8 protein-coding genes are annotated in these 12,061 nt (G+C 73.6%); 3 read left to right on the top strand and 5 right to left on the bottom strand.

Features of this window, described 5'->3' with window-relative positions:
- Nucleotides 1-76: 76 nt before the first annotated feature.
- From M5362_RS14980 to ligD, 3 genes are all read right to left on the bottom strand, one after another.
- Nucleotides 77-2,182 carry a HEAT repeat domain-containing protein gene (locus tag M5362_RS14980; protein ID WP_260227994.1) on the bottom strand — a complete coding sequence of 702 codons (2,106 nt, stop codon included), beginning with the start codon at nt 2,180-2,182 and terminating at the stop codon, nt 77-79.
- A 276-nt stretch (nt 2,183-2,458) separates the two neighbouring features.
- A complete protein-coding gene (locus M5362_RS14975; protein WP_260227993.1) occupies nt 2,459-3,364 on the bottom strand; it encodes a DNA ligase in 906 nt (301 codons plus the stop codon).
- A complete protein-coding gene (ligD, locus tag M5362_RS14970; protein ID WP_260227992.1) occupies nt 3,361-4,245 on the bottom strand; it encodes a non-homologous end-joining DNA ligase in 885 nt (294 codons plus the stop codon). Before ligD ends, M5362_RS14975 begins: the two co-directional genes overlap by 4 nt.
- A gap of 49 nt (nt 4,246-4,294) precedes the next feature.
- On the opposite strand from ligD, the gene M5362_RS14965 reads away from it, so the two are divergent.
- Entirely contained in the window at nt 4,295-5,380 is a 1,086-nt protein-coding gene (locus M5362_RS14965; protein ID WP_260227991.1) for a Ku protein, read from the top strand.
- Between the two features lie 124 nt (nt 5,381-5,504).
- On the opposite strand, the gene M5362_RS14960 is transcribed toward M5362_RS14965, so the two are convergent.
- A complete protein-coding gene (locus tag M5362_RS14960) occupies nt 5,505-6,320 on the bottom strand; it encodes a hypothetical protein (protein WP_260227990.1) in 816 nt (271 codons plus the stop codon).
- A 283-nt stretch (nt 6,321-6,603) separates the two neighbouring features.
- On the opposite strand from M5362_RS14960, the gene M5362_RS14955 reads away from it, so the two are divergent.
- Nucleotides 6,604-9,591, top strand: coding sequence for a tetratricopeptide repeat protein (locus M5362_RS14955; RefSeq protein WP_260227989.1), 2,988 nt, complete (start codon nt 6,604-6,606; stop codon nt 9,589-9,591).
- 240 nt (nt 9,592-9,831) lie between these two features.
- Here M5362_RS14955 and M5362_RS14950 read toward each other — a convergent pair whose 3' ends face one another.
- The gene (locus M5362_RS14950) at nt 9,832-11,118 is read right to left on the bottom strand and encodes a hydrolytic protein (protein WP_260228065.1); all 1,287 of its coding nucleotides are present in this window, start codon (nt 11,116-11,118) and stop codon (nt 9,832-9,834) included.
- Nucleotides 11,119-11,285: 167 nt separating this feature from the next.
- Between M5362_RS14950 and M5362_RS14945 the strand changes: the two genes are divergently transcribed.
- Nucleotides 11,286-11,957, top strand: a complete 672-nt coding sequence (locus tag M5362_RS14945) for a response regulator transcription factor (protein ID WP_374214472.1) — start codon at nt 11,286-11,288, stop codon at nt 11,955-11,957.
- Nucleotides 11,958-12,061: the final 104 nt, after the last annotated feature.

The following is a 12,061-nucleotide window of genomic DNA, read 5'->3' as shown; positions in this document are numbered from 1 at the left end:
CATAGACCTTATTCGTAGGGAAGTCCTTTTTGTCGACCCGTCGAAGCGCACCGGACCCCGAAGGCGGTCTGGTTCTCTAGCGCTCCATCCGGTCGATCGCGGCACGGCAGAAGGTCAGCAGCTTCTCGTCCTCGTGGATGTCATGCGTGCTGTAGCCGCTCTCGCGCACGTTGTGGCGCCGACGCCGGGACAGCTCCCTGTCGATCACCCACCGCGCCTCCACCGCCTCCGGCCCCATCTCCGCCAGGCACTCCGCGATGTCCACGCGCGCGTGCCGGTTCTCCTCCCATGCGGTCAGCAGCACCGGCAGCGCCGACGACGCGTCGCCGGACACCCGCCACAGGGCCGCGGCGCTGCGCACCCGCACCCACAGGTCACGTGCCGCGAGGCCGGGGAGCAGGGCGGGCGCGCTGCTCTTCGCGGCCGGGCCGATCGCGCCCAGGGCGCGGGCCGCCGCACACCGGTCCGGAGCCGTGGCGTCCGGTCCCAGCCAGGCCGCCAGGGTGGGCAGCACGGCGTCGCGGTCGCCCTCGACCGACCACAGCGTGAGCGCCGCCTGCGCGGAGACCGCGGCCGCCTCGCTGTTCAGCAGGGCCCGCGCGTCCGGGACCGCCGCCCGCGCGGCGGGCCCGAAGGCGGCCAGCGCCCGCAGCGCCGCCTCCTGCACCCAGTCCCGCCGGTTCGACGGCGCCCCGCGCAGGACCCGCAGCACTTCGGGCAGGGCCTGCACGCCCCGGACCGAGGCCAGGGCGAACAGGAGCGGCGCCGCGTGCTCGTAGAGCCGGTCGTCCAGCTCCACGCGGGCCAGCCGGCGCCGCAGCAGGGGCGCGAGCGGTGCCGCGGCCGGCCCCAGGGTGGGGACGGCGTACAGCAGATCGCGCCGGACGTCCGGCTCCACCAGGGCGCGGGCCAGCATCGGCACGGCCCGGGCGTCCCCGGAGCGGGCGAGGGCGAGCAGCGCTCTCGCGCGCGCGTCCGGCGCCCCCGGCGTTCCCTCCGGCCGCTCCGCCCACTCGGGGCGCTCGGGCCGGCCGGGGCGCGTGGCGAGCCGCGCCGCGAGCGCGTCGGCCGCGGGACCGGTGAGTTCGAAGAGCCCCTCCAGAAACGAGGTGGCTGCCTCACGCAGCCGCGGCTCGGGGTCGGCGAGCTGTGTCCCGATCAGCCGCACCACCTCCTCGTACCCCCCGCGCCAGACCCGTATCAGCCCCCCGCACAGCCAGATCGCGTCCGCGCGCTGGCAGCGGTCGGGGCTGCGCAGCTGGGCGAGGATCAGCGCGATCCGGTCCTCGACGCGGTCGTCGAGCGCGGTGTGCAGGGTGCGCATCAGCTCGTCGGTCCACGGGGTCGGGCGGCCGGTGGAGCGCTCCTCGAAGAGATCGCGTACCTGCCCGGCGAGGGTGGGCGTGGACGGCCGGCTGTTCTCGGGGGCGGCCGGCTCGGGCGGCGCGGTCCGCACCTCGTCGAGCAGCCGCGTCACCCGCTCGACCACGTCGTCGGGGACCTCGCCCGGCGCGCACCGGGCCAGCTGGGCGAGGGCCGCGAGCCGGAGCCCGGGGGCCTGGGCGGCGCGGGTGAGCCAGCCGAGCCAGTCGACGGTCTCGTCCCGCAGCGATTCGTGCCGCCGCGCGATCCGCCCGACGGCCTCCACCAGGGCGAGCCGTACCTCCGTGTCGCGCTCGACGGTCAGCCGCTCCCGCAGCAGGGTCAGGACACGGGCGGGGTCGGGGTGCAGCGAGGCGAGCGCGCACGGCGCGGCGAGCCGCACCTCGGCGTCCGGGTCGCCGACGAGCCCGAGGAAGACGTCGGCGCCCGCGGCGACCGCCGCGGCGGCCATCGCGTAGTTCGCGGCGGGGATGAAGTCCTCGTCTTCCGGGTCGAGTTCGTCGAGCTCGTCCTCGCCGCTCAGGTCGATCCCGCCGACGCTGGTGAGCAACTCGACGATGCCGCCCCGGTCCTGGACCTCCGGATCGGCGACGAGTTCGAGAAGGAAGGGGATGCAGGCGAGCGTCGAGTCGTACACGTCGCCCTGGTGGTGCACCGCGCCGTACATCCCGTCGAGGGCGAGTTCCCGCTCAGCGGGGTCGTGCGAGGCGAGTCCGCGCAGCATCCCCGGTACATCGTCGGCCGGGCCGTAGGCATGCCCCAGCGAGGCCCAGTCGACCTCCTCGATCCCCGTCAGCATGCGGCCGCCGCCTTCCCCGTGAGCGCTGTACCAGGCAGCAAGTGTGCACCACCACACCGGCAACCAGGACCCGCTGACCGGACGCGGTCCCCGAAGGGCCCGCGGGCCGCTCGCTTTGCGCCATCTGCGGGAGCGGTACGCCGAGTTGCGCACACCGGTACGCCGAGTCGCGCGCACCGGTAGGCGGGCCTGCCGGCCGGCGAACGCGCGCAGCCGCTCGTTCCGGACACCGCGAGCCCGTACGTACAGACGTCGGAGCCGGCGGACCGGCGCCCCCTAGCCGTCGGCGCGTACGCGCACGAAGCGGGCGGTCTCGTGCCGTCCGGCCTGCTGGCGCAGTTCCACCGGCAGCGGGTCGGCCAGCGGGGTCACCGGACCGTGCTCGGGGTCCTCCGCCGGCTCCCCGAGCCGCCCCGCGGCCAGCGCGCCGACCTCCCTGGCCTGCGCCGGGGTCAGCTTGGGCGAGGTCGTCACCGTACGGTCGTCGGGGAGGCGGACGAGCAGCGCCCGCGGCCGGTCCACCGGACCGACCAGGCCCAGGAGCGTGCCGTCCAGCGTGTCCGCGTGCCGTACCTTCCGCCAGGACCACGTCGCGCCCGCCCGGTACGGCGAGCGCAGCGCCTTCGCCACGATCCCCTCGACGCCCACCGCGCGCAGATCGCGGAACCAGCCGCGCGCCGTCTCCTCGTCCAGCGTCGCGAGCACGGGCTGCACGGGCGGCCCGATCTCCCGCAGCGCGGTGCCCAGGAGCTTCCAGCGCTCGACGAGCGGCAGCGGGCGAACGTCCCGGCCCGGGAGGGCGAGGACGTCGAAGACGATGTACGAGACGGGGACACCGGCCTGCCTGCGGTCGGCGTGCGAGCGGAGCAGATCGGTGAAGCTCAGCCGCCCGTCGCGGTACGCGCACAGCTCCCCGTCCAGGACGACGCCGACCGGCAGGTGGGCGCCCAGATGCGCCGCGATCTCGGGAAACTCCCGGGAGAGGTCCCGGTGGGAGCGCGACTGGAGGTAGACCCTGCGGTCCTCCAGGACGAAGGCGAGCGCGCGGAAGCCGTCGAGCTTGAGGGAGTACTGCAGACCCCCCGCCGTGCTGCCCTGCTCCGGGATCTCGTCGGCCGGGCGAGGGCGCATGACGTCGACCGGCGGCCGCAGGACGGGGCCCGTCGCGGGGGCCGGTGTCATGGCAGGGCCCCGGCCCGGTCCGGGTCGAAGAGCGGCGCGAGCAGATCCCCGTACCGCTCCAGACGTGGCGCGATGTCGTCCATCAGAAGCACGAGCTCCTCGGGCGACCCGCACGCCTCGACCTCCTCCCAGGTCACGGGAGCGGAGACGGCGGGCCGGGGGCGGGCGCGCAGGGTGTAGGGGGTGGCGGTGGTCTTGGCGGCGGCGTTCTGGCTGAAGTCGACGAAGACCTTCCCCGGTCGCAGCGACCGCGTCATCCGGTGGACGACCAGGTCGGGGTGGTCCGCCTCGGCCCGGACGGCGAGCTGCTTCGCGTACGCGGAGACCTGGTCGGACGGGGTCGGCTCCAGCGGTACGAGCAGGTGGAGGCCCTTGGCGCCGGAGGTCTTGGCGAAGGCCTCCAGGCCGTCCGCCGCCAGCCGTTCGCGCAGCCGGAGGGCCACCCGGCAGCACTCCACGACGGTCGCGGGCGGGCCGGGGTCGAGGTCCAGGACCAGGCGGTCGGCGACGGCCTGGGAGCCGGCCCGCCACTGCGGGGTGTGGAACTCCACGACCAGGTTGGCCGCCCACATCAGCGAGGGGAGGTCCTGGATCATGACCTGCCGTGCGCGCGGGTCGTCGGAGCGGGGGACCGGGGTGGTCTTCACCCAGGCGGGCGTGCCGGGCGGCGGGTTCTTGGTGAAGAAGAGCTGCCCCTCGGGGCCGTCGGGATAGCGCAGGAAGGAGACCGGGCGGTCGCGCAGATGGGGGAGGAGCGCGGCGCCGACGGTGGCGTAGTAGTGCAGCAGCTCGCCCTTGGTGGTGCCGGTGGCGGGGTGGAGGACCTTGTCCAGATTGCTCAGCGGGAGGCGCCGCCCCTCCACCTCCGTGATCGGCGTCATACGATGAGAATCCCACGAATCCGGAAGTATCGTGCGAAAGGGATGAAACGTGCGATCCATTTGGAACGGCGCCATTTCCTTCGGTCTGGTGAGCATCCCGATCAAGCTGGTGAACGCCACCGAGAGCCGGTCCGTGTCCTTCCGCCAGATCCACGCCGCCGACGGCGGCCGCATCCGCTACCGCAAGGTGTGCGAGCTGGACGGCGAGGAGGTCTCCCAGGCGGAGATCGGCAAGGCGTACGAGGAGTCCGACGGGACCATGATCCCGATCACGGACGAGGATCTGGCGGGGCTGCCGCTGCCGACGGCGAAGACGATCGAGATCGTGGCCTTCGTACCGGCCGGGGAGATCGACCCGCTCCAGATGGACGCCGCGTACTACCTCTCGGCGAGCGGGGCGCCGGCCGCCAAGCCGTACACCCTGCTGCGGGAGGCGCTCAAGCGGAGCGACAAGGTGGCGGTCGCGAAGTACGCCCTGCGAGGGCGGGAACGGCTCGGGATGCTCCGGGTCGTGGACGACGTGATCGCGATGCACGGACTGCTCTGGCCGGACGAGATCCGGGCGCCGGAGGGGGTGGCCCCGGAGAGCCCCGTCTCGGTGCGGGAGGCCGAGCTCGACCTGGCGGACGCCCTGATGGCGACGCTCGGCGAGGTGGACATCAGCACCCTGCACGACGACTACCGCGAGGCTGTCGAGCAGATGATCGCCGCCAAGGCGGAGGGCGGCGCCGCCGTGGCACCCCCGGAGCCCGAGGCGGAGGGCGGCGGCCAGGTCATCGACCTGATGGCGGCCCTGGAGAGCAGCGTCCGCGCGGCGAAGGAGGCGCGCGGGGAGGGCGGGGTCGCCGAGGTGACCGCGCTGTCCCCCCGTAAGACCTCCTCCTCCCGCACACCGAAGGAGACGGGCGCCCGTAAGTCCACGTCGAAGACGGCGGCGAAGAAGGCGGCCCCGGCCCGCAAGTCGACGTCGAGGACGGCGTCGGGGTCCGGGACGGGCGGCAAGGCGGCGGCGAAGAAGAGCACGGCGAAGACGACCGCGAAGTCGACCGCGAAGACGACGACCGCGAAGAAGACGGCGGCGAAGAAGACGACGGCGTCCTCGAAGAAGGCGACACCGCGCAAGCGCTCGGCATAGGCAGCCGCCCGGGACAGGCCGGCGACCTGGGCGCGGGCGTCCGGGCGCGGCGTCCGGGTGTGGCGTCCGGCCTTCGGGCGCGCGGCGTTTCCGGCAGTCGGGCGCGAGGGTCGGCCCGGCTCCGTCAGCCGGCCAGCGTCTCCCGGAGCGAACCCTTCATCGCGGTCACGAACGCCTCCCGTTCCTTCTCTCCCACCAGGTCGAGCGAGAGGTACGGATTGAGGTCCTCCAGCTCCACGAGCAGCAGCTCCCCGCCCGGCGCCCGGCAGGCGTCCACGCGCTGGATGCCGTACTCCAGGCCGTTCCAGTCCACGAACCGCCGCGCGAAGTCGAGGTCCGCGGTGGTCGGCTCGTACCGTTCCAGCTTCCAGCGGGCCTCCGGGTCGGGCGCGTACAGCGCGTACTGGAAGGCGCGCCCCACGAAGTAGAACGAGACCTCGTACGCGAACGGGATCCGCGGCTGTACGAGCATCCCGGCCGGGTCCACGTCGCCGAGGGCCGCCCGCTCCACGAACCGCAGGCCGACCGAGTCCGCGCCGAGCAGCGGTTTCACGACGTATTCGTCGGCCTCCGGCAGTCCCGCGAACTCCTCGCGCCGGCCGGCCGTGGGAATGACCGGAAATCCCTCCCTCGACAGCTGGAGGAGATAGTCCTTTCCGGCCATGTCTCCCTTCCCGCTGAGCGAGTTGAACACCCGCACCCCGCCCTCGCGCGCGGCGCGGGTGAAGGCGTCGTACGCCTCCTGGTAGTGGAGGACGGGCCCGCTGTTGCGTACGACGACGCCGTCGAAGCGGTCCATCAGCGCGGCCGCGTCGAGCGGATGGCAGAGCGCGATCCCGAACTCCTCGCGCAACCGTCCGGAGAGCCAGATGTCCTCGTCGCAGTACCGCCGCCCGCGCGCCTGATAGCCGAGGTCCGTGACGTAAAGAAGCGTTCCCATGCGTGCATCCAATCAGCCGGGACCGGCCGCCCTCCAGCCGCCTCCGAGCGCCCTCCTCGCAGGTCGGCGAGGCCCCTGACCAGCCCGCACCCCCCGGACGCCGGAGCGGCGACATGACTGAAACGCCGTGGGTGCGCAGATGCGGACCTGGCCACTCCGGCGCATAGCGTGGGCGAACAGCGGTGCGAGGAACGCATGCGCGACCGGAGCCGACAGGCGGCACGACCGGTGCCGGCCGGGCCCGCACGCCCCCGTCGGCACCGCTGAGAGGTGAGACGGCATCATGCACTACCGGATCCTGGGGCCGGTGCGGGTTTGGCGGGGGGAGACCGAACTGGCTCTGGGCCCCCCGAAGCAACAGGCCCTGCTGGCCCTGCTGCTGGCGAGGGCCGGGCAGCTCCTGACGCCCCAGGAGGTGATCGACGCCCTGTGGGAGGAGCCGCCCGGCAGCGCCGTCAACGTGGTCCACCGCCACGTCGGGGCGCTGCGCAGGCTCCTGGAGCCCGAACTGCCCAGCCGGGCGGCCGCCCGGCGCCTGCTGCGGGGCGCCGGCGGCTACCGGCTCCGGGTCGACCCCGGCGAACTGGACCTGCTGCGCTTCCGGGCCCTGCGCCAGGACGCCGGCCGGGCCGCGGCGGGCGGCGACCGCGCGCGGGGCGTGGCGCTCCTCCTCGACGCACTCGGGATGTGGGGCGGTCCCGCCGGTACCGGCCTCGCCCCGAGGGTCGCCGCGCACCCGCTCTTCACCGCCCTGAACCACGAGTACCTGGCCACCGTCAAGGAGGCCGCCGAGGCGGCCCTGGCGACGGAGCACGCCCACGTCGAGCGTGTGTTGACGCTGCTCGAACAGGCCACCCACCACTACCCCTTCGACGAGGCCCTGCACGCCAGGCTCGTCACCGTGCTCGCCGCGCTCGGCCGGCAGGCCGAGGCTCTGGCCGTCCACGAGTCCGTACGCTCCCGGCTGGCGGGGGAACTCGGCGTCGACCCGGGGCCGGAGCTGCGCGCCGCTCACGAGCGGGTCCTGCGCCAGGCCCTCCCCGTGGTCGTCCCCGCTCCGGCCGTGATCGCCGGCGAGGACACCACCGTCGTCGGGGCCGGGCGGGAACCGGAGACCCGGCCCGCTCCGTCGCTCCTCCCCGCCCAGCTCCCCTCCGACATCGCCGGCTTCGCCGGACGGCGGGCGGAACTGGCCCTGTCGCGGGAGCTGCTGGACGCGGCGGGGGACGGCCGGGGGGACGCGCCGGGGGACGGGATGGGGGACGTGCCGGGAGGCCGCCCGGGGGACGGGCGGGCCACCTCCGCCATCGGTACTCCCGCCGCGGGCTCACCAGCCGCAGACACCGGCACCCCCGTCGTGGCGATCAGCGGCATGGCCGGCGTGGGCAAGACCACGCTCGCCGTGCACTGGGCGCACCGCGTGGCGCACCGCTTCCCCGACGGCCAGCTCTATGTGAACCTCCGGGGCTTCCACCCCACCATGGCCCCGCTCCGCGCACCCGACGTCATGCGCGAGGTCTTATCCGCGGTCGGGGTCCCGCCGCAGCGCGTCCCCGAGAACCCCGAGGCCCTCCCCGCCTTCTACCGCAGCCTCCTCGCGCCCCGACGGCTGCTGATCCTGCTGGACAACGCGCGCGACTCCGAACAGGTCCGGTCCCTGCTGCCCGGTACCCCCGGCTGTCTGACGCTCATCACGAGCCGGCACCGGCTCGACGGACTCGTCATCACCCACGCCGTCCGCTTCCTCGGCCTGGACGTCCTCTCACGGGACGAGGGGATCGAGTTCCTGACGCGGCGGCTGGGCGAGGACCGGATCGCGGCCGAGCCCGGGGCCGCCGAGGAGATCGTCGAGCTGTGCGGGCACCTGCCGCTCGCCCTCGCCATCGTCTGCGCGCGCGCCCAGGTCAACCCCCGGTTCGCCCTGGACGAGGTCGCCACCGAACTGCGCGCCACCCGGGGCAGCCTGGACTCCTTCACCAGCAGCGACGCGAGCGCCGACGTCCGCAGCGTCTTCTCCTGGTCCTACCGGGCCCTCAGCCCGGCCGCCGCCCGCCTCTTCCGGCTGCTCGGGGGTGCGCACTCGGGGCCGGAACTCTCCGTTCCCGCCGCCGCGAGCCTGGCCGGGGTGCCGTTACGGGACGCCCGCCGCCAGATCGGCGAACTCCTGGAGAGCCATCTGCTCCTGGAGGACTCGCCGGGCCGCTTCTCCTGTCACGAACTGCTGCGCGCGTACGCCAAGGAGCTGAGCCAGGACCGGGACGCCGACGTGGTGCGGGCCCGGGCCCGGCACCGTCTCGGCGAGCACTATCTGCACAGCGCGCAGGCGGCCGACGCCCTTCTCGCCCCGTACCGGGACCGGGTCCCCCTGCCGCCCCCGAGCGACGGGGTGGTGCCGGAGGAGCCGGCCGGTGAGGTGCACGCCGCGCAGTGGCTGCACCGGCAGCGCCAGGTGCTGCTGGCGGCGGTGGAACGGGCCGCCGCCGACGGCGACGACGGCCTCTCCTGGCGGCTGGCCGCGACCCTGGAACTCTTCCTCGACCGGGCCGGCCGCTGGGACGAACAGCGGGACGTCCAGGAACGGGCCCTGCGCGCCGCCCGCATGGCCGGCGACACCACCGGCCAGGCGTACGCGCTGCGCGCCCTGGGATTCGCGTACTGCCGGCTCGGCCGGCACGAGGAGTCCCGCGCCGCGCTGTCGGCGGCGCTCGACCGCTTCACCGCCGCCGGCGACGCGGACGGACAGGCGACGGCCCACCGCAATCTGGCGTTTCTCTGCAATTCGAGGGGAGATCACGCGCGGGCACTCGACCACTACCGGCTGGCGTCAGCCCTCTACGACCTTTCCGGACACCGCACGGGCGCGGCGGCCGTACTCAACGAGATCGGCTGGACCCATATCCTCACCGGCTCCTACGAACAGGCCCTGAGCGACTGCGGCAAAGCCGTGCTCCTGCACCAGGAGAACGGAAACCGCAACGGCGAGGCCGCCGCCTGGGACAGCGTCGGCTACGCCAGGCACCACCGCGGCGAATACCGCGAGGCGCTCGCCGCCTACGAAAAGGCGATGGCCCTCTACCGCGACATCGGCGATCTCAGCCTCCAGGCCGACACCCTGACGCACCTCGGCGACAGTCACGAGGCCGCGGGCGGCACCTCGGCGGCGGCCGTCGCCTGGCGGGAGGCCCTGGAGCTCTTCGAGCACCTGGGCCATCCGGACGCCCGCCAGGTCAGGGAGCGTCTCGCGAGGCCGGCGCCGCCGGACCGGGGGTAACCCGGGGCGTCACTTTTTCGGCACTGGACCCTGCCTACGCTGCTGCCCCGGAACGATCCGGGAGAGGCGTGCCGTGGCCGGCGGAGAGAAGCGGCCAGGCCGTTCTCCGGTGCGAATGCGGGAAGGCCGATACGGACGATGGTTTCAGGACGAATCCATCGTCCCGGTCTTCCCGCCGGCGAAGCCGAGAACAAAGATGTTCTCGCGTCCGTTCTCGCGTTCCGTTCTCACGTTCTGTTCTCACGGCCTGAGGTCACGGAGAACGCCGCTGACGTTCAGTACTTCGTGGCAGCCCGACGCCTGCCGGCCGGTGGCCGGAGTACCCGGCTTCGCACAGCTCACTTCCGCGGTGACGGTCGAGTTCTCGGGGATTTCGATGGGGGTGACCCAGTGGTAGTCCTGATTGCGGAACGTCTCCAGCGCGATCGTGGTGATCTTCCGTTCTCCGAACGAGATCGTGATGACGCCCTCGTCGCCCTGGAAGTTCGCCACGACGATGTCGGTGATCCCGAAGACCTTGCCGGCCGGCACCTGGTACGTGCCCGTCTTCCTGGCCCCGCCGCCCGTCTCGACGTCGATCGTCGCCGAACTCTGCTGGCCGTTCCCGGCCGCCGTGCCCGGCCCCGAACCGCCCCCGGAGCCGCTCCCGCCGTCGCCCTGCCCGCCGCCGGAACCCTCGCCCTGCCGGCCGGGCGGCTTCTGGGTCTGCCCGTCGGCCCTGCCCTGCTCCTGCTGCTGCTTCTGAGCCTCCTCCCGCTGCGCGGCCGCGGCGGCGTCCTTCGCGGTGCTGCGCACCGCGGGCCGGACCAGCGCGAACCAGGCGACCAGCAGCGCCATGATCAGCGCGAGCAGGATCAGCAGCCACTTCGGCAGCAGGGGCAGCTGGACGAACTCGCCCTCCAGAACACCCGGTTCGGCCGGCTCCCGCTCGCCGTCCTGCCCCTCCTCGGCCGCCTCGGCGACCTCGATCTCGAAGGGCCGGCTCACCGGCTCACCGAACCACATCAGGGCGCGGGCCTTCGCCTTCAGCCCGATCTCGACGGACTCGCCGGGCTCGAGACGCTGCTGCTGCCGGTCGGTGCGCAGGCCCAGCTCCTCCCCGGCCTGCCGGCCGGCGAGCGCGAGGGACACGGCCGCGTTCCCCTGGTTCCGCAGGGCGATCCGGTAGCGCGCGCCCAGCCAGCCGCGCCGCCGCCGGGGCGTCAGCTCCTGGCGGATCTCCCGGAACTCCTCCACACGCACCGTGGTCTCGGCCACCACCACGCGGTCCGGGTGCTCCGCGGGCAGCACCCGGACACCCAGCGGCACCTCCCCGGCACGGACCTCGGGGGAGCGGGGCGGGGCCAGCCGGACCGTCACCGTCTCGGAGGTGCCGGGATACAGCGAGACACGGGCCGGTTCGACCGTGGCCCAGGCGGCGCAGTCGCCGACCACCGTGAACGTGTACGCCTCGACGATGTCGCTGTCGTTACGCACGTTCAGGGTGGTCGTCGCCTCGCCGCCGGGCGGCACGGTCACGGCCGGCATGTCGAGTTCGGCAGAAGTGGTCACGCCGTGAACCTAGGCCGCGAGCCGGCCCCGAACGAGGGACGCGGGGGCCAATGACCGGGCAGCCCGCGTGCCCCCACGGACCATCGGCGCAGCGTCGCGCCGGACGAGCGACACCCGCCGGCCCCACTCCTTCCGGGCGGCGGATCACGAGAAACGGGTGGAAAGAGACCATGACGACCAGCGAGCAGTGCGACGCCAGGGTGTCGGTCACGGTGTACGCCGAGGACCTCATCCTGCACACGGGAATCGTCCAGCAACTGCGCCGGCGGCCGGAGGTGGAGCTGCTCGACGAGGCCGACGCCGACCGGGCAAGGGCCACCCTGGTGGTGGTGGACACCGTCGACGACTCCACCGTGCAACTGCTGCGCCGCCTCCAGCGCAACACCGCCACGAGCACCGGGCTCGTCGTGGGCCGCTTCGAGTCCGGAGCCTTACAGACGATGATCGAATGCTCCGTCGCCGCCGTACTGCGCCGCGCCGAGGCCGACCAGGACCGCCTCGTGCACCTGGTCACCGCGCTGGCGAAGGGCGAGGGCGTCCTCCCCGGCGACCTGCTGGGCAAGCTCCTCGCGCATGTCAGCAGCCTCCAGCGGACGGTGCTCGACCCCCGGGGGCTGACCCTGTCCACCCTGACGACGCGCGAGGCCGACATGCTCCGGCTCGTCTCCGAGGGCTTCGACACCGTGGAGATCGCGCAGAAGACCTCGTACTCCGAACGCACCGTCAAGAACGTCCTGCACGAGGTGAACACCCGGCTGCAACTGCGCAACCGCGCCCACGCCGTGGGCTACGCGATGCGGCACGGACTCATCTGAGTGCCCGAAAGAGCAGCGACCGCTTCCCCCGGGACGGGTACTCCAGGCCTGTCGTCTCCCGCCCGGGGCTGTGACGCTCGTCCACGGCGAACCGCTCCCTGACT

The organism is Streptomyces sp. Je 1-79 (assembly GCF_025195125.1).
GTDB lineage: Bacteria > Actinomycetota > Actinomycetes > Streptomycetales > Streptomycetaceae > Streptomyces.
This window is presented reverse-complemented; position numbering and strand designations above follow the sequence as displayed.